General features: G+C 66.8%; 17 protein-coding genes. 8 read left to right on the top strand and 9 right to left on the bottom strand.

The window, feature by feature from the left end; all coding sequences use genetic code 11:
- The 5 genes from ACE3TU_RS02905 to ACE3TU_RS02925 form a co-directional block, all read left to right on the top strand.
- The coding region (locus ACE3TU_RS02905; RefSeq protein ID WP_374619995.1) for an aldehyde dehydrogenase family protein at positions 1–1,496 on the top strand (1,496 nt) is incomplete at its 5' end.
- Positions 1,497–1,550: 54 nt separating this feature from the next.
- Positions 1,551–2,915, top strand: coding sequence for a thymidine phosphorylase (deoA, locus tag ACE3TU_RS02910; protein WP_374619998.1), 1,365 nt, complete (start codon positions 1,551–1,553; stop codon positions 2,913–2,915).
- Positions 2,915–4,093, top strand: coding sequence for a phosphopentomutase (locus ACE3TU_RS02915; protein WP_374620001.1), 1,179 nt, complete (start codon positions 2,915–2,917; stop codon positions 4,091–4,093). The genes deoA and ACE3TU_RS02915 overlap by 1 nt, the downstream gene beginning before the upstream one ends.
- Positions 4,094–4,107: 14 nt before the next feature.
- Positions 4,108–4,737 carry a uracil phosphoribosyltransferase gene (gene upp / locus ACE3TU_RS02920; protein WP_374620004.1) on the top strand — a complete coding sequence of 210 codons (630 nt, stop codon included), beginning with the start codon at positions 4,108–4,110 and terminating at the stop codon, positions 4,735–4,737.
- Positions 4,738–4,858: 121 nt separating this feature from the next.
- Positions 4,859–5,065 (top strand): hypothetical protein, encoded by a 207-nt coding sequence (locus ACE3TU_RS02925; RefSeq protein WP_374620007.1) that lies wholly within the window; start codon positions 4,859–4,861, stop codon positions 5,063–5,065.
- A 5-nt stretch (positions 5,066–5,070) separates the two neighbouring features.
- On the opposite strand, the gene ACE3TU_RS02930 is transcribed toward ACE3TU_RS02925, so the two are convergent.
- Positions 5,071–5,901 carry a prephenate dehydratase gene (locus tag ACE3TU_RS02930; protein WP_374620010.1) on the bottom strand — a complete coding sequence of 277 codons (831 nt, stop codon included), beginning with the start codon at positions 5,899–5,901 and terminating at the stop codon, positions 5,071–5,073.
- Positions 5,902–6,131: 230 nt separating this feature from the next.
- On the opposite strand from ACE3TU_RS02930, the gene ACE3TU_RS02935 reads away from it, so the two are divergent.
- Both ACE3TU_RS02935 and ACE3TU_RS02940 read left to right on the top strand, forming a co-directional pair.
- A complete protein-coding gene (locus ACE3TU_RS02935; RefSeq protein WP_374620013.1) occupies positions 6,132–6,851 on the top strand; it encodes a cytochrome c family protein in 720 nt (239 codons plus the stop codon).
- A gap of 65 nt (positions 6,852–6,916) precedes the next feature.
- The gene (locus tag ACE3TU_RS02940; RefSeq protein ID WP_374620016.1) at positions 6,917–7,864 is read left to right on the top strand and encodes a 2-hydroxyacid dehydrogenase; all 948 of its coding nucleotides are present in this window, start codon (positions 6,917–6,919) and stop codon (positions 7,862–7,864) included.
- Here the strand turns inward: ACE3TU_RS02940 and ACE3TU_RS02945 are convergent.
- Together ACE3TU_RS02945 and ACE3TU_RS02950 are read right to left on the bottom strand one after the other, a co-directional pair.
- Entirely contained in the window at positions 7,858–8,781 is a 924-nt protein-coding gene (locus ACE3TU_RS02945; RefSeq protein ID WP_374620019.1) for a GNAT family N-acetyltransferase, read from the bottom strand. The genes ACE3TU_RS02940 and ACE3TU_RS02945 overlap by 7 nt on opposite strands.
- A gap of 35 nt (positions 8,782–8,816) precedes the next feature.
- Complete coding sequence (locus ACE3TU_RS02950) at positions 8,817–10,160, bottom strand: M17 family metallopeptidase (RefSeq protein ID WP_374620021.1); 1,344 nt, start codon at positions 10,158–10,160, stop codon at positions 8,817–8,819.
- A 161-nt stretch (positions 10,161–10,321) separates the two neighbouring features.
- Here ACE3TU_RS02950 and ACE3TU_RS02955 point away from each other — a divergent pair, with 161 nt between their 5' ends.
- Positions 10,322–11,113, top strand: a complete 792-nt coding sequence (locus tag ACE3TU_RS02955; protein WP_374620024.1) for a tetratricopeptide repeat protein — start codon at positions 10,322–10,324, stop codon at positions 11,111–11,113.
- Between the two features lie 74 nt (positions 11,114–11,187).
- Here the strand turns inward: ACE3TU_RS02955 and ACE3TU_RS02960 are convergent, their stop codons facing one another.
- From ACE3TU_RS02960 to cpaB, 6 genes are read right to left on the bottom strand one after another with little or no spacing between them, the layout of a single operon-like run.
- Positions 11,188–12,192: a type II secretion system F family protein gene (locus ACE3TU_RS02960; RefSeq protein WP_374620027.1), complete on the bottom strand. Its 1,005-nt coding sequence runs from the start codon at positions 12,190–12,192 to the stop codon at positions 11,188–11,190.
- An 11-nt stretch (positions 12,193–12,203) separates the two neighbouring features.
- A complete protein-coding gene (locus tag ACE3TU_RS02965) occupies positions 12,204–13,181 on the bottom strand; it encodes a type II secretion system F family protein (RefSeq protein ID WP_374620030.1) in 978 nt (325 codons plus the stop codon).
- A gap of 10 nt (positions 13,182–13,191) precedes the next feature.
- Positions 13,192–14,670, bottom strand: a complete 1,479-nt coding sequence (locus tag ACE3TU_RS02970; protein ID WP_374620032.1) for a CpaF family protein — start codon at positions 14,668–14,670, stop codon at positions 13,192–13,194.
- A gap of 14 nt (positions 14,671–14,684) precedes the next feature.
- Positions 14,685–15,959 (bottom strand): CpaE family protein, encoded by a 1,275-nt coding sequence (locus ACE3TU_RS02975; RefSeq protein WP_374620035.1) that lies wholly within the window; start codon positions 15,957–15,959, stop codon positions 14,685–14,687.
- Positions 15,960–15,974: 15 nt separating this feature from the next.
- A complete protein-coding gene (locus tag ACE3TU_RS02980) occupies positions 15,975–17,453 on the bottom strand; it encodes a type II and III secretion system protein family protein (protein ID WP_374620038.1) in 1,479 nt (492 codons plus the stop codon).
- Between the two features lie 17 nt (positions 17,454–17,470).
- Positions 17,471–18,364: a Flp pilus assembly protein CpaB gene (gene cpaB, locus ACE3TU_RS02985; RefSeq protein WP_374620041.1), complete on the bottom strand. Its 894-nt coding sequence runs from the start codon at positions 18,362–18,364 to the stop codon at positions 17,471–17,473.
- Between the last annotated feature and the right edge of the window lie 20 nt (positions 18,365–18,384).

The raw sequence follows: 18,384 nt of genomic DNA on the forward strand, positions 1-18,384 counted from the left end.
AGGGCCAGGTCTGCTGCGCCGGCTCGCGGCTCCTTGTGCAGGAGAGCATCGAAGCGCGCTTCCTCGACAAGCTGAAGAAGCGCATGGCCACCCTGCGGGTCGGCGATCCGCTCGACAAGGCCGTCGATATCGGCGCGTTGGTCGCTCCGGTTCAGGTCCAGCGTATCCGCGACCTGATGAAGAAGGGTGTCGAGGAGGGCGCCAATGTCTACGAGCCGGACGGACAGTTGCCGGCGCAGGGCTGCTTCCTCAAGCCCGCGCTGGTCACCCATGTCTCCCCGGCCAATACGCTGGTCGCGGAAGAGATCTTCGGGCCCGTCCTCGTCGCCATGAGCTTCCGCACTCCCGAGGAAGCGGTGGCTCTCGCCAACAACACCCGCTACGGCCTCGCCGCCACCATCTGGACCGAGAACGTCAACCTCGCGCTCGACATCGCACCCAGGCTCAAGGCCGGCGTCGTCTGGATCAACTCCACCAACAATTTCGACGCCGCCGTCGGCTTCGGCGGCTACAAGGAGAGCGGCTTCGGTCGCGAGGGCGGCAAGGAAGGCATGGCTTCATACTTGAAGCCGAAATGGGAGAAGGACCTCGGGCCCGCCCCCACCCACCGGGTCACCCCGGCGAAGGCCGGGGCCCAGAACCCCCTCGACGACGCCGGCGGCATCGACCAGACGGCCAAGATGTACATCGGCGGCAAGCAGGCCCGGCCTGACAGCGGCTATTCCCGCCCCGTCCACTCCCCCACCGGCACCCTCGTCGGCGAAGTCGGCGACGGCAACCGCAAGGACATCCGCAACGCCGTCGAAGCCGCCCGCGCCGCGCTGGGCTGGGCCACCACCTCCGCCCACAACCGCGCCCAGATCCTCTACTTCCTCGCCGAGAACCTCGAATACCGCGCCGCCGAGTTCGCCGCCCGCATCGCCGCCCAGACCGGCGAGGACGGCACCGCCGAAGTCGAGGCCAGCGTCGAACGCCTCTTTGCCTTCGCCGGCTGGGCCGACAAATACGACGGCGCCGTGCACAACCCGCCGCAGCGCATGGTGGCCACCGCCATGGTCGAAGCCATCGGCGCCATGGCCATCCTCGCGCCCCCGTCGCGCCCGCTCCTCGGCTCGATCGCGCTCATCGCCCCGGCCCTCGCCATGGGCAACACGGTCGTGCTGGTCCCGTCCGAACGCTCGCCGCTGTCGGTGACCGACTTCTACCAGGTCCTCGAGACCTCCGACGTCCCCTCCGGCGTCGTCAACATCGTCACCGGTTCCACCGCCACGCTGGCGAAAACCCTCGCCGAACACGACGGCATCGACGCCATCTGGTGCGCCGGCGACGCCGAGACGAGCGCCATGGTCGAAAAGGCCTCGACCGGCAACCTCAAGCAGACCTGGACCAGCCGCGGCCTCTACTACGACCTCGCCGACAGGCAGAAGTTCGAGGGCGACTACTTCCTGCGCCGCGCCACCCAGGTCAAGAATGTCTGGGTGCCCTATGGCGCTTGAAGCAGACGCGATGCAGTCCGCTCTGGACAGGTGCCGGTCCGGCGGAGGGGCGCCATGACCTTTCTTCCTCAGGAAGTGATCATCCGGAAGCGGGATGGTCTTGCCCTCGCCCCCGCGGAGATTGCCGCGTTCATCGCCGGCCTCACCGGCGGCACGGTGTCCCATGCCCAGGCCGCCGCCTTCGCCATGGCGGTGTACTTCCGCGACATGACGACGCCCGAGCGGGTGGCGCTCACCGAGGCGATGCGCGACTCCGGCACGGTGCTCGACTGGTCCGATCTCGACGCCCCCGTCGTCGACAAGCACTCGACCGGTGGCGTGGGCGACAATGTCTCGCTGATGCTGGCGCCGATCCTCGCCGCCTGCGGCGTCTACGTGCCGATGATCTCCGGCCGCGGCCTCGGCCATACCGGGGGCACGCTCGACAAGTTCGACTCCATCCCCGGCTACGTCACCCAGCCGGACAACGCGCTGTTCCGCCGCGTGGTGCGCGAGGCGGGCTGCGCCATCATCGGCCAGACCGCCGACCTCGCCCCGGCCGACAAGCTGCTCTACGCCATCCGCGACGTCACCGGCACCGTTGAATCGATCCCGCTGATCACCGCCTCGATCCTGTCCAAGAAGCTTGCCGCCGGGCTGCATGCGCTGATCCTCGACGTCAAGACCGGCTCGGGTGCCTTCATGCCGACGCTGGAGCGCTCCCGGGCGCTGGCCGATAGTCTCGTGTCCGTCGCCAATGGCGCCGGCCTGAGCACCGGGGCGCTGATCACCGACATGAACGAGCCGCTGGCCAGCGCCGCCGGCAACGCGCTCGAAGTCCGCAATGCCGTCGAGTTCCTGACCGGCGCCCGCCAGGACACCCGCCTGCGCGAGGTGACGCTGGCGCTCGCCGCCGCCGCGCTCGAACTCTCCGGCTATGCCGGAGATGCCCGCCAGGCCGTCGAGCGTGCCCTGGGCGGGGGTCTCGCCGTCGAACATTTCTCGCGCATGGTGGCCCTGCTGGGAGGTCCGTCCGATTTCGTCGCGGCGATGGACCGGCACCTCCGCGCGGCTCCGCTCATTCGTGACGTCCTCGTCGAAACCGACGGCCTTGTCGTCGCCATCGATACCCGCGCCGTCGGCATGGGCGTCGTGGCCCTCGGCGGAGGGCGCACCCTGCCCACCGACACCATCGACCACGCCGTCGGCTATGATCGGCTGGCTGGACTGGGCACGAGGTTGTCCCCGGGAATGCCGCTCGGTCGCGTTCATGCTCGTGACCAGAATGCGGCAGACGAAGGCGAGCGTCGCCTGCGCGCTGCCTATACCATCGGCCCGGGCGCGGCGCCGCAGCACCCGCTGATCGCCGACCGCCTCTCTCCGCCCCCGTCGGGAGACGGACCATCCGGGCAGCGATCCAGCCCGCCCGGAGACCTGTGATGCCTCGCGCCATCCTCTGCATCCTCGACAGTTTCGGCATCGGTGGCGCCCCCGATGCCGCCGACTACGGCGACGCCGGCGCCGACACGCTCGGCCACATCGCTGCCAACTATCCGATTTCACTGCCGAATCTGGACGCCATCGGGCTCGGGGCCGCTGCCGAGCTGTCGACTGGCCACGTCCCGCGCGGCCTCACCAACCGGCCCAGAGGCGGGCGCTGGGGCGTCGGCCGTGAAGTCAGCAAGGGCAAGGACACCCCCTCCGGCCATTGGGAGATTGCCGGCGTGCCGGTGCCCTTCGCCTGGGGCTACTTCCCCCATACCGAACCGACCTTCCCGCCCGATCTCATTGCCCAACTCATTGAAAAGGCGAAGCTTCCGGGCATCCTGGGCGACAAGCACGCCTCCGGCACCCGGATCATCGCCGAGCTGGGCGAGGAGTCGATCCGCACCGGCAAGCCGATCTGCTACACCTCGATCGATTCGGTGTTCCAGATCGCCGCGCACGAGACCCATTTCGGCCTCGAGCGGCTCTACGAGGTTTGCCAGGTCGCCTTCGCGCTCACCGCGCCGCTGATGATCGGCCGGGTCATCGCCCGCCCGTTCGTCGGCGAATCCGCGAGCGATTTCAAGCGCACCGGCAATCGCCGCGACTTCGCCATCCCGCCGCCGGCCCCGACGCTACTCGACCGCAATCAGGCCGCCGGCCACCAGGTCTTCGCCATCGGCAAGATCTCCGACATCTATGCCGGCCACGGCGTCACCCACAAGCTGAAGGCCACCGGCAACATGGCGCTGTTCGATCGCACCCTCGAGGCTGTCGAGATGGCCGCCGACGGCGCCTTCATCATGGTCAACTTCGTCGACTTCGACCAGGAATATGGCCACCGGCGAGACATTGCCGGCTACGCGCAGGCGCTCGAGGCCTTCGACCGGCGGCTGCCCGAACTCATTGCCGCCCTGCGTCAGGACGACCTGCTTGTCCTCACCGCCGATCACGGCAACGATCCCAGCTGGACGGGCTCCGACCATACGCGCGAGCAGACGCCGATTCTGTGCTTTTCCCCAAGCGTGACGCCGGGGAGCATTGGCATCCGCACGACCTTTGCCGATATAGGAGAAAGCATCGCCCGCTGGCTTGGCCTCGCGCCCGGACCACACGGCAAGTCCTTCCTCTAGCCCGAGGTTCCCACATGCGTGGCGTCACGGTCGTCGATCACCCGCTGATCCAGCACAAGCTGACCATCATGCGGGACAAGGACACGTCGATTGCGAGTTTCCGTCGCCTGCTGCGCGAGATCGCGCACCTGCTGTGCTACGAGGTGACGCGCGATCTCGCCCTCGAGATGGTCCCGATAGAGACCCCGATGGCGCATATCGAGGCGCCGACCATCAAGGGCAAGAAGCTGGTCTTTGCCTCGATTCTGCGGGCCGGCAACGGCCTGCTCGACGGCATGCTCGACCTCGTGCCGGCGGCCCGGGTCGCCCATATCGGCATCTATCGCGATCACGAGACGCTGCAGCCGGTCGAGTACTACTTCAAGGCGCCGTCCGAACTGGAGAACCGCCTGATCATCGTCGTCGACCCGATGCTCGCCACCGCCAACTCCTCGATCGCGGCGGTCGACAAGCTGAAACAGCGCGGCGCCAACAACCTGCGCTTCCTCTGCCTGCTCGCGGCGCCCGAGGGCATCGAGAACTTCTCGGCGCACCACCCGGACGTGCCGATCTTCACCGCCGCCATCGACAGCCATCTCAACGAGAAGGGCTATATCGTCCCCGGCCTCGGCGATGCCGGCGACCGCATGTACGGTACCCGCTAGCGGGCCCGACCTCGTCGTTCGCGTGGCATCGCTGCGGCGGCCGGCCTGAACCGCTTCGTCAGACCTTGTTAACACCGGCGGGCGCACAGTCGCGGCATCCACTGGCCAGGAGGCCGAAGAGATGCGATCCGCCCCCGTTCCGTTCGAATTGATGGCCGCCCGCAGCATGCAGCGCCGCGGCGCCCTCGAGGCAGGCATACCGCTCCGCCTTCCGCCATTCGAACGACCATTCCTCGACGTCGACATGCCCGACGACACGGCCGAGGCCGACTCGGGCGTCGCGGCGGAGGGGCCGGCATGGGGGTCCGAGGACGACGAGGCCCGCTGAACGGCTCAGACCCCGACCGTCCCCGCCGGATAGACGCCGAGGATGCGGAAGTGGTCGGTGAAGAACTTCAGCTCCTCGAAGGCGAGCTGCACTGCCCGGTCGGAAGGGTGGCCCTCGATATCGGCATAAAATTGCGTCGCGGTGAACGAACCGTCGAGCATGTAGCTCTCGAGCTTGGTCATGTTCACCCCATTGGTGGCGAAGCCGCCCATCGCCTTGTACAACGCCGCCGGCACGTTGCGGACCCGGAACACGAACGTCGTCTTCACCCGTCCGCCCTGCGGCGGCTCCTCGGGGTGCCGCGCGATCGACAGGAACCGGGTCGTGTTGTGGGCGGCATCCTCGATATTGCTGGCAAGGATGGTCAATCCGTAGACCTCGGCGGCCAGCCGTGAGGCGATAGCGGCAACCGATTTGTCGCCCTTCTCGGCCACCTCGCGAGCCGATCCGGCCGTGTCCACCCCGTTGATGGTCTTGAGCTTGTGCTGGCTGATGAACTTGCGGCACTGGCCCAGCGCCACCGAGAGGGATTGCACCGAGGTGATGTCCGCCATCGTCGCGCCGGGGACGGCGAGCAGGTTCATTTCCACCCGGAGGAAGTGCTCGCCGGTGATGTGCAGGCCGCTTTCCGGCAACAGGTGGTAGATATCGGTGATCCGCCCGTACAGCGAGTTCTCGACCGGCACCACCCCGTACTCGGCCTTGCCGGTCTGCACTGCCGCAATGGTGTCCTCGAAGGTCAGGCAGGGCAGGGCCTCGTCGGCCGGAAACAGGGCATGCGCGGCGGCATGGCTGAAGGCGCCCGGTTCGCCCTGGAACGCGATCTTCCGTCTCATCTTGGCATCCTCCCGGGGCTCGACGCGCGGCACTAATGGCGTCCGCATCCGTCCGAGTCAATCGAAGCGGGACGGATGGCTTTCCGTTATTGTCGCAGGGACCCGATACCCCGTTGCAGGCCTTGCCACGACGGACTATCTTCCGGCCGCGTCGGGACGGGGGCTGGAGGGCCGTGCTTGCCTATTCCGCCGTTCACACTATACCGGCGGAGAAGGCTGAAGGACTCCCGATGGATTCGTTTGAACTGAACAAGATCTTTGGCGCCATCCTGGGCACCGTGCTCTTTGTGATGGGCGTGGGCTTTCTGGCCGAGGCCATTTACCATCCCATCGAGGGGCGCGGCCCGGGCTACGCCCTGCCCGGCGTGGAAGAGGCCGGTCATGGCGGCGAGGCGGAAGCTCCGGTCGAGGAAGTGACGCCGCTGCCGGTTCTGCTGGCCAGCGCCGATGCGGCACAAGGCCAGTCGGCGGTCAAGAAGTGCGCCAGCTGTCACAATTTCGGCGAGGGCGAGGGCAACAAGTCCGGCCCGCTGCTGTGGGGCGTGGTGGGACGGCCGGAGGGCAGCCACGAGGGCTTTGCCTATTCCGAGGCGCTGCTTGAACACAATGCCGCCGGCGATGTGTGGAGCTACGAGAATCTCAATGCTTTCCTGACCGCCCCCAAGGCCTATGCGCCGGGCACCAAAATGAGCTTTGCGGGGATCAAGGATCCGGTCGAGCGGGCCAATGTTCTGGCCTACCTGCAGACGCTCTCGGCCAGTCCGGTGCCGTTCCCGGCAGTCGAGGCCGCGGCCGAGGAGCCCGCCGCGACGGAGGCCGCGCCGGCCGCTACGGACGCCGCCCCTGCCGAAGCGGCGCCGGCTGAAGGCGTACCGGCCGATTCTGCCCCCGCGGAGGCGGCTCCGGCGGTCGAACCGGCTCCGGCCGAGGCTGCGCCCGCCGCGCAATGAACTGCCGCTGAAGCCTTGTTGCGGGCCGCGCCAATGGCGCGGCTCGTTCGTTTGGGGGGACGACAATGACCTTGCTGCTGCACCTGGCCGACTTCAACGAACGGCGCTGGGCCGATGGCTTCGCCGCCGCACTCCCCGGCATGCGGGTCGTCACCCGCGCCGATGAGTACGAGCCGGATGAGATCGACTACATCTTCATCTGGAAGCCGCTGCCCGATGCCTTTGCCGGTCTGAACCGGCTCAAGGCCATCCTGTCGCTTGGCGCGGGCGTGGACGCCCTGCTGCGCAACCCGAGCCGCCCCGCCGGCATCCCGATCGTGCGCTTCATGGACGAGGACCTGACGCAACGCATGAGCGACTACATCGTCGCCAATGTCAGCATGCACCAGCGACTCGCCACGCGCTTCAAGCGCGACCAGGCGGCGCGTCGCTGGTCGCAGCTCTACCCCGCCCCGGCCTGGGATACCACGGTCGGCATCATGGGGCTCGGCAAGCTCGGGCTCGATGCCATCGCGCGCCTCAAGGCGCTCGGCTACCGCCTGCGCGGCTGGAGCCGCAGCGACAAGGCCATCGACGGCGTCGAGGTCTTCGTCGGTCCGGCCACATTCGCCGACTTCCTCTCGGGAACCGATGTTCTCGTCAATCTACTGCCGCTCACTGCCGAGACGCAGGGCATTCTCAACTACGAGACCTTCAGCCGGCTCAGACGAGGCGGCGTCGACGGCTGGGGACCGGTCATCGTCAATGCCGGGCGGGGCGGACATCAGAAGGAAGCCGACATCGTCCGAGCCCTCGGAGACGGCACGCTCAAGGCGGCATCCCTTGATGTATTCGAGGTCGAACCCCTGCCTCAGACGAGCCCGCTGTGGGACATGGACAATGTCTTCATCACCCCCCATATCGCCGCCGCCTCGAGCGAGCGCACCGGGGTTGCTTACTTTTCGAAGGTCATCCGCGATTTCGAGGCCGGTCTGCCCTTGCCCAATGTGATCGATCAGCAGCGCGGCTACTGAAGCGCGATCTCCCAGTACTCGCCCACCAGGTCCTGCCCGAAACTGTGGTGCGGCCCGCTCTCGACGAGGTGGAAACCGGCCGCCGCGTAGAGGCGTCGCGCCGCGGTCAGTGTGGATTGCGTCCACAGCCGCATGCCGGCATAGCCGCTGCGCCGGGCGAAATCGATGGCCTGGTCGACCAACTGGCCGCCTATGCCGAGCCCGCGGGCCTCGGGTTCGACGTAGAGCATGCGCAATTGCGCCACGCCGGGTCGCTTGGCGTAGGCTGTGACGAACACCGATCCAACCACCCGTCCGCCGCGATCAGCGACCCACAGTGCCTTCGGCGGGTCCGCTTCCGCCTGTTCGAACTCATGGTAGATGCGGGCGATCAGCGCCTCGAACTCGCCATTCCACCCCAGTTCGCGATTGTAGAGCACCGCTTGCCGGTGGATCAGCCAGCCAAGTTCGCCGATGCGGTGCGGACGCAGCACGACGGTCGGCGCCGGGAGGTCGTCTCCGAGCAGCCTCCTGATGGTCCCCATGGCGTCGCGGAGGGCGAGCCGTGCGTCGGCGTCGAGCGGCTCGATCAGGGCCACGACGGATTCCTCGGAGGCGTGCTGCAGCCGCTCCACCGCCTTATCCCCGGTGCTCGAAAGTGCGATAGAATTCTGCCGTCGGTCGGATGGAATGGGGGACAGCACCAGGAGTTCGCGTGCCAGCAGGCCCTGCAGCAGGCGACTGAGATAGGCGCGATCGAGGTCGAGCAACCGGGACAATTCTGCGGCGGTGGTGTGACCGCGCGAGCCGATCTCGTACAGGACCCGCGCTTCGGCAAGGCTGAACGGACTCTGGGCGATATGCTCGTCGAGTACACCGATCAGCCGGGTGTAGAACCGGTTGAAGGCGCGGATCTCGTCGATGCCGGTGTCCGTCATGATGCGTGACATAGACACAGATATAGTTGACGATGTCAACTATATCGCTGCTTGAGATAGAAATAGACGGCACGGATGCCTTGGTCCGTGCCGCCGAGTGGGCGGCCGGGCCGCGGTTCCGGAGCCCAGCCGTAGATATCGAGATGCGCCCAGGCCTTGCTCCGCGACACGAACCGCTTCATGAACAGGGCAGCCGTGATCGAGCCGGCGAACCCGCCGGAGCCGGCATTGTTGATGTCGGCGATCTTGGAGCCCAGCATCGACTCGTATGGTGCGTGCAGGGGCAGGCGCCACAGCGGATCGTCGCTCTCCCGTCCCGCTCGCAGCAGTCCCTCGGCCACGTTGTCGTCGGTAGAGTAGAGTGGCGGCAGGTCGGGTCCGAGCGCCACGCGCGCCGCACCCGTGAGCGTTGCCATGTCGATCACCAGTTCGGGCGCCGCTTCGTCGGCTAGCGCCAGCGCATCGGCGAGAATCAGCCGGCCCTCGGCGTCGGTGTTGCCGATCTCGACCGTCATGCCGTTGCGGGCCCGCAGCACGTCGCCGGGCCTGAAGGCGGGAGCGGAAATGGCGTTCTCGACGATCGGGATCAGGACGCGCAGCCGGACCGGCAAGCGGGCATCGACGATGGCATGCGTCAGCCCGAGCACATTGGCCGCGCCGCCCATGTCCTTCTTCATCAGCGCCATCGAGGAGGAGGGCTTGATGTCGAGGCCGCCGGTGTCGAAGGTCACCCCTTTCCCGACCAGCGTCACGGCTGGGTCGGACTCGCGACCCCAGACGAGTTCCAGCAGTCGCGGCGCCTCGGCGGCGGCGCGACCCACGGCATGGATCATCGGGAAGTTCTGCGCGAGCAGTTCGTCGCCGACGATGCTGCGGGCCTCGATGCCGTGCCGCGCCGCGAGCTTGCGGATCTCGGCCTCGAGGGCAGCCGGGCCCAGGTCGTTGGCCGGGGTGTTGATCAGATCACGGGCGAGAAACGCCGCCTCGACCAGCCGCGCGACTTCATCGGCATCGGTTCCCTCGGGGTCGACGAGGGTCACCTCCGCCTTGGCCCGGCGGTAGCGGTCGAACCGATAGGCGCCGAGACGGAACCCGAGGGCGGCAAGGGTCGGATCGCCGGGGTTGCCCGCCAGCCGATAGACTCCCGCCTCGACCGCAGCGCCGGCGAGGCCGAGCACCAGCGGGGGGCGATCCGCCTCGGGCCCGAGCCCGAACAGGTAGGCCGCGACATTGCCCGCCTCGTCCGGCAGCGCCAGCAGGCGGCCGCGTTGTCCCGCAAAACCGTTTGCCGCGGCCCAGCGCTGCTGTCGGGGGTCGAGTGCGGACGCCGTGCCGCCCTCGCCGACACAAATCAGGGGAATCGGCGTGCTGTCGGCCATGACGCTGGGGTCCGTTGCAGGAGATCTGGTCCTCTCGTGTACGCCCTCGCGAGGTGAGCGGCAATGGCATCGAACTCGCGCCTTAACCCGCTGTTAGGGTTAATCATTTATTGCTTCCTTCGGGCTCGGGTATTGCCAGTTGCGTCCCCGGAGGAAGTGTCGTGTCGTCCAGTCGTCTCCATCCTGTCCTGCGCCCCGTGCGCCTCGCGCTGCTCGCCGGCACCGCCGCCCTGCTGCTGGGCGCCTGCGCGACCAGCCCGACGACCACCGGCAGTATTGGTGCGACACCGGACTTCACGGGCGCTCCGGCCGAGCAGGTGCAAGGCGCCATCGGTAAGCTGCAGCAGGCCTACAAGAAGAACCCTAAAGACCGCACCACCATGCTCTACTATGCTGCGGCCCTCAGGGCCAACGGCCAGGCCGAGCAGGCGGTTGCGGTGTTCGATGCCGGCATCGGCCTCTATCGTCGCGACACCGGCGTGATGGTCGCCTATGCCAAGGCGCTGGCTGCGGCCGGTCGCTTCGAGCAGGCGATCAATGTGGTCGGGGGCGCCATCGATCCGACGGCGCCGGATTGGAATGCGTTGCTGGTCAAGGGCGCGATCCTCGATCAGGTCGGGCGCAACGCCGAGGCCCGGCAGGCCTACGCCGTCGCTCTCAGGATTGCCCCGCAGCAGGCCTCGATCCACGCCAATCTCGGCCTCTCCTACGCGATGACCAATGAGCTCGACGCGGCCGAGAAGGAACTCAGGCTGGCCGTGACGCTGCGCGGAGCCACCTCGCAGGTGCGGCAGAACCTTGCACTCATCGTCGGGCTCCAGGGGCGCTTCGACGAGGCCCAGGGGCTGTTTGCCGCCGAGTTGCCGCCCGACCAGGTCGAGTCCAACATGAGCTATATCCGTGCGCTGCTGACCCAGCAGAACCGCTGGGACCTGATCAAGAGCACCGGCTGAGCCCCCGCCGCCCTCCCCGAAACGAAAACGGCGCCCCGGGGGCGCCGCTTTCGTTTCCGCGTCTGCAACCGGGCTCAGCCGAAGTTCACGTTCTGCTGGAACACCCGGATGATCGCCGGCGAGATGATGACGATGAACAGCACCGGCAGGAAGAACACGATCAGCGGCACGGTGAGCTTGGGCGGCAGGGCGGCCGCCTTCTTTTCGGCTTCCATCATGCGCTGCTCGCGGCCCTCCTCGGCCATGACGCGCAGCGAGGTTCCGACCGAGGTGCCGTAGCGCTCGGCCTGGATCAACGCCTGCATGACCGACTTGACGTTGTCGAGCCCGGTGCGCTTGCCGAGGTTGTCGTAGGCGCGGGTGCGGTCCTCGAGGAAGCTCAGTTCGGCCGTGGTGAGGGTCAGTTCCTCGGCAAGCTCGACCGATTGCACGCCGATCTCCTTGGCCACCCGCTTGAAGGCATGCTCGATGGACATGCCGGCCTCGACGCAGAGCAGCATCAGGTCGAGCGCATCCGGCCAGGCACGGCGGATCGACAACTGTCGCTTCTGCGTCTGGTTCTTCAGCATCAGGGTCGGCAGGTAGGCGCCGACCAGTCCGAGGAACAGCGCATAGACGGCATTCATCCAAAGCGGTCGGTCGGCAAACACCGTGAGGCTGAGATAGGCGAATGACAGGATGAACAGGGCAAACGGGGTGACGAACCTGAGGAAGAGATAGGTCGTCATCGCCGACGGCCCTCGATAGCCGGCTCGTGCCAGCTGCTCGGCCGTGCCCTCGTCGGCAAACGCCTTCTCGAGCGAGAAGCGCTGCACGACGTTCTTCATGTAGTCCCGCCCGGCCACCTGCCGGATGGTGCGGGTCGGCTGCTCGCTCTGGTTGGCACCGCGCAGGCGGGCCATTTCCTCGGCGCGCATCTTCTCGCGCTCCAGCGCGACGCGGCGGATGCGTTCCCGCATCTTGGAGCCGCCGGCAAAGAAGGTGGCGCCCAGCGAAAAGACCATCGCGGCCGCCGCGATCGCGGCAAAGACAGCCACTAGGAACTTGCTGTCGGTCAGGGTCCTGATCAGATCGTCCATCGCCGGGGGTCCTAGAAGTCGAACTGGATCATGCGGTTCATGATGAAGCCGCCGATGAACATCAGGATGGCCGCGGCCCCGAGGCAGATCAGGCCGATATCGGTCTGCACCAGCGGCAGCAGGTAGGTCGGAGTGGTCAGCGAGACGAGGAAGGCGACGATGAACGGCAACGACCCGATGATGCCGGCCGATGCCTTGGCCTCGGACGACATCGCCTTGATCTTGCCCTTCATCTTCTTGCGGTTGCGCAGCACGCGGGCAAGGTTGCCCAGCGCCTCGGAGAGGTTGCCGCCCGCCTGGCTCTGCACCGTGATCACCACCACGAAGAAGTTCACCTCGGGCAGCGGCACGCGGTCATACAGGGTGAGCACCGCCTCCTGCATCGACTTGCCGAGCGACTGCTGGTCGAGCACGCGCTGGAAGTCCGACTTGATCGGCTCCTTGGCCTCGCGCGCCACGAGGCGCATCGAGTCGTTGAGCGGCAGACCCGACTTGACGCCGCGCACGATGGCCTCGACGGCGTTGGGAAGTTCCTCGAGAAAGCCGTTCTGGTACTTCTTGCGTCGCCGCCCGAGATACATGCGCGGCAGGAGGTATCCCGCCGCGGCCCCGAAGATCGCGGCATAGAGCAGTTCGAGCTGCAGCAGGAAGCAGACCACGAAGACGATCACGCCCAGGATGATCGAGTTGCGGATGAAGGCTGCCTGCTTGAGCTTCATGCCCGCCTGGTAGAGCTGATCCTGCAGCGGGATGCGCTTCTTCTTCTTTTCGAGAGCGGCGGTCTGCGTGCGCAGTGTCTGCTGGATTTCCTTGCGCCGGGCGTCGCGCGTCCGCTGCGCGTTGGCGTCGCGACGATTGGCCTGCAGGTCGCCCTGCAGCGCCTTGATGCGCTTCTCGGCCCGGCCCCCGCCGAGCAGCGAGGGTATGAATGCCAGGCCGGCAGCTCCCACTGCGACGGCGGCCAGCAGGGCCAGGATCAGCGGGTTCATCGCCTACTCCTTACGCACCGAGGATCTCGCGCTGCTCGACGTTGGACTTCTCCAGCGCCTCGACGAGATTGGCCTCTTCGTTGAAGTAGCGCGCCCGCTCGGTGAACTGCGGCTTGGTGATGCCAGTCGATCGGTGGCGGCCGATCAGGCTGCCGCTCTGGTCTTCCCCGAGGATGTCGTAGAGGAAGATGTCCTGCGTCACGATGACGTCGCCTTCCATGCCCAGCACCTCGGAGATGTGCGTGATCCGGCGCGAGCCGTCGCGCAGGCGCGCCGCCTGGACGATGACGTCGATCGAGGAGACGATCATCTCGCGGATGGTTCGGCTGGGCAGCGAATAACCGCCCATGGTGATCATCGATTCGAGGCGCGACATCGCCTCGCGCGGCGAGTTGGCGTGCAGCGTGCCCATCGACCCGTCGTGGCCGGTGTTCATCGCCTGCAGCAGGTCGAAGGCCTCGGGGCCGCGCACTTCGCCCACGATGATCCGCTCGGGACGCATGCGCAGGCAGTTCTTGACCAGGTCGCGCATGGTGATCTCGCCCTCGCCCTCGAGATTGGGGGGGCGGGTTTCGAGGCGCACGACGTGCGGCTGTTGCAGTTGCAGTTCCGCCGAGTCCTCGCAGGTGATGACCCGTTCGTCGCGTTCGATGAAGCCGGTGAGGCAGTTGAGCAGCGTCGTCTTGCCCGAGCCCGTACCTCCGGAGATCAGGATATTGGCGCGCACCCGACCCAGGATGCGCAGCACTTCGGCACCCTCGGGCGAGATCGAGCCGTACTTGACCAGCTGCTGCAGGGTCAGCTTGTCCTTCTTGAACTTTCGGATGGTGAGCGCGGCGCCGTCAATGGCGAGCGGCGGGGCAATGACGTTGACGCGGCTGCCGTCGGGCAGTCGCGCGTCGCAGATCGGGGAGCTTTCGTCGACCCGGCGTCCCACCTGGCTGACGATGCGCTGGCAGACGTTCATCAGGTGCGCATCGTCGCGAAAGCGCACATTGGTGAGCTTCACCCGGCCGCCGACTTCGATGTAGCACTTCTGGCTGCCGTTCACCATGATGTCGGCGATGTCGTCGCGGGCCAGCAGCGGTTCCAGCGGGCCATAGCCGAGCACGTCGTTGCAGATGTCCTCGAGCAGGTCCTCCTGCTCCGAGATCGACATCACGATCGACTTGAGCGCGATGATCTCGGCGACGATGTCGCGGATTTCCTCCCGCGCCGCGTCCTGATCCATCGTTGCAAGCTGGCTCAGGTCGATCGAGTCGATCAGAGCGTTGAAGATCGCCGACTTGGTCTGGAAGTATTCCTTGTCGCGCGCGATCGCTTCCGGACTGCGGACATCGACGATTCCCTCGTCTGGACGCCTGCCGGCATCGGCGGGGCGGGCCAGTTCGGTCCGCGTCGGCGCGGGGACCACCGGGGCCGCCGGGCGCGATGCCGGGGCATTGGCGCCCGGTGTGTTGCCGCCGAAACTGGTGCGCTTGCCGAACATCGGGAATCAGCCTTTCAGGCGCGCTTCTTCTTGAGGAAGGTCGGCAGCTTCAGCGGTGATCGGCTGACGGCCCTTTCCGGCGTGTTGCGGCCGGTCACGTGCATGCCGATGACCTTGAAGGTCTCGTTGGCGCGATTGCTCGCCGCAACCTCGGCGATCATCTGGCCATTGTTCGCTGCCGTCCCGAAGGTGGCCGCGTCGAAGGCGATCTGTCCCAGCAGCTTGCACTCGACGGAGGTGGCGAATTCGTTCGGTGGGATCTCCGGTCGGCGCGGCACCCCGACCTTGTTGAGCACCAGCAGGGGCTCGGACTCGGTGGGGCGCAGGCTCTTGATCGTGTCCGAGAGGTTCTTGGCGTTGCGCAGGTTGGCGAGGTCGGGCTCGGCGACGATGATGATCTCGTCGATGGTGGCGATGGTGTGCCGCACCCAGTTGTTCCACAGGTGCGGAATATCGAGAACGACCACGGGCGTGGTGCGCTGGCTGAGTTCGATCACCTGCTCGAACTCCCGCTCCTCGAAGTCGAAGGTCCGGTCGAGCACCACGGGCGCCGTCAGCAGGCTCACATGGTTCGCGGCCTTGGAACTGAGCCGGTCGAGGAGCGTCTGGTCCATCTTCTGGCTCGCCCCGATGGCGTCGGCGATGCCGTGCGGCGGATCCTGGTTGAAGTTGAGCCCGGCCGTACCGAACGGCAGGTCCAGGTCGAGGATGAGCACATCCTGCCGCAGATGCTGCGAAATCGCCCAGGCGACATTATGGGCAACGGTCGAACCACCGGACCCGCCCTTGGCCGAGACAAAGCCGATGGTGCGGCCGATCGGTGCGGCCCCTTCGGCTGCGAACAGCTCGGTGATCGTGGAGACGATCGACTGGGCGCTGGCCGGCAACACGATGTACTCCGACACGCCGGAGCGGATCAGTTCGCGATACAGCACCACATCGTTCACGTGTCCGAGCAGGATCAGCCGCGTCGACGCATCGCAGACCTCTGCCAGGCGTCCGAGGGCCGCCGGGATCTCGTCGGGCTGCAGCGACGTCTCGACGATGATCAGGTTCGGTGTCGGGTTCGACTTGTAGGTCTCCACCGCACCATCGAGCCCGCCATTGTGGGTGGTGAGGGCAACCTTGCTCATCCGGCGGTCGTGCAGCGTCGCCTCGACCAGCTGCGCGGTCTGGGAGTGTTCGCAGAACGCCTGGATGGTGATGCGCGGGATCAGCCGGGCGCCGTTGGCGACCTCAAGGGCGGCCTCCTCGGCCGGCTTGGGGGTGTCGCGGTTGAGGAAACTCATGGTACGCTTACTCCATCAATCCAGCAGGAAGCCGACCGAGCCGTTGTAGCTGCCGCGCGTGCCGGCGGGCCCGACGCCGTACATGTTCTCGAGGTGGCCGAGGAAGATCGCCTCGGCATCGCTGGCGAACTGCAGGCGGTCGGTCGGCAGGTCCGGCTGCTGCATGGTGGCCTTGGCATAGTAAGGGGTGACCAGCACCACCAGTTCGGTCTGGGCGTGGATGTAGTCCCGCGAGCGGAACAGCGCGCCGAGAATGGGCAGGTCCCCCAGTCCAGGCAGCCGGTCGATCTCCGAGCGGATGCTGTCCTGGATCAGGCCGCCGATGGCGAGGGTCTGGCCGACACCCAGTTCCACCGAGGTCTTGGCCTGGCGGTTCTTGATACCGGGCAGTGTCGTCGCGCCAACGGTGATACTGCCCTCTGCACTCAGTTCCGAGACCGACGTGTCGATCAGCAGCCCGATCGAACCGGTGGACTTGATGGTGGGCGTGAAGCCGAGTTTGACGCCGAAATCCTTGTAGCTGTAGCTCACGCGACCCTCCGCATCGATGTCGGTGGGGACCGCGAACTGTCCACCTGCGACGAACTCGGCGGGTTGCCCCGACATGGCCGTCAGCGTCGGTTCCGCGAGGGTGCGCACGGCGCGCTGCTGCTCGAGGGCGCGGATGTACGCGTCGATGCTGAGCCCGCCCACATCCACGCCGGCCTTGAAGCCGTTGGAGGTGAAGATGTTCGACACACCTCCGATCGGCTGGGTGGACAGCAGTTCGGTGGTGACGTTGCCGGCCGAGTAGCTGGCCCCGAGGTTGATGCCCAGTGTCTTGGCAACCTGCCGGTTGACCTCCGCGACGGTGACCTTGAGCATCACCTGCTGCGGGCCGCCGACGGTGATGACGCTGGCGACATTCTCGGGAGAGCCGGCGAACTGGCCGGCGATGGCCACCGCCTTCTGCGCGTCGTCTTCGGTGTTGGCGTAGCCCGACAGGACGATGCGGTTGACATTGTTGCCCTCGGCATTGACCAGGGCGACCGACTCCACCTCGATCCTGGCGGTCGGCAGGACCTTGGCATAGGTGTCGCGCAGCGCCGCGGCGACGTTGGACACAGCGCCCTTCACCGACACGTCCAGCACCACGATGGTGCGACCCTGTCCGTCCAGAAAGAAGATGTTGGTGTCGCCCGAGCCGACCGATTGCAGCACGGCGCGCCGCTTTGTGCGCATGATGGCATTGGCCACGGCGGGCTGCGAGACGATCACCTCCTGGGCATCGGCGGGCAGGTCGACGATCACCGACTTGTTCATCCCCATGCTGACATCCTTGCTGCCGCCGAATGCTTTGCCGGAGATGCTGATATGCGTCACCTCGGCCCCCTGGGCGTTGCCGAGGGCCAGCGGCGCCAGACCGAGGAGGACGCCAAGCAGGGCCGCGACCGCGGTCAACTTCAGCGTGTCACCGAGCAGACGACGAACAGGCATCGAGGGGATGGGCGACATGACAGGGTCCTCACGCATCACTGATCCACCGCGGTGTCAGCGGACTCGTTGGCAGTCTCATCATAGGAAGCGTTGTCGACGGCGGCATCGGCCTGCCGGCTGGACATCACGTCGACGTCCCGACCGAAGCGGATCAGGCGGATCGCGCGATTGACGCCGCTGTTCTGCTGGCGCACCTCGCCGCTGGCCTGGGCATAGTCCGCGATGGACCGCAGCACCAGTGACAGGGTACCGATGCGGCTCGAGTTGATCACCAGTTCACCCTGGGCTGGGTCCAGCTCGAGCGTGGCGATGGCACTGTCCTGGAACACGCTGGAACGCGGATCCTCCGGATCCGGCGTCTCGCCGGTCGTCCCGGCCTCGCCCAGGCGCAGCCCGATGGCCAGCACCTTGATGTTCGACAGGATGGTCTCGGACACGGTGCCGCTGGTTCCGGGGCGGCTGAGGACCAGATCGACGCGGTCATTGGGCATGATGTAGCCGCCCGACGCGGACGCTGCCGAGACCTGCACCGAGACCGCCCGCATGCCCTTGGCGAGCACCGCCGAGAGGTAGCCTTGATCCGACCGGACCAGCTTCTGCTGCATGATCGGCTCGCCGGGGAAGAACTCGAAGCGGGCGACGGCACCGTTCATCTCGGTGAGCGCGTCGGGCAGCGCGGTCTTGGTCACGTATTCCGGCCGGACGGCGAGTTCCGGCCAGTCCTGCCATTCGATCGTCTCCTCGGTCAGGCGCTGGCCGACACCGATGGGCAGCTTGGCGACCAGAATTTGCTCCTTGGCCTCCTCGACGACCTTGGTCGGACCCTCGACAACCACCTGCTCCGGGGTGTCGCTCCGCGTCGCGAGGAAGGCCGCCAAACCACCAGCCAACAGGGCCACCAGCAGCAGAATGAGGCGCGACGCTCGCATCGGCGAAACTCCGGGACAAT

The organism is Devosia sp., from assembly GCF_041917035.1.
GTDB lineage: Bacteria > Pseudomonadota > Alphaproteobacteria > Rhizobiales > Devosiaceae > Devosia_A.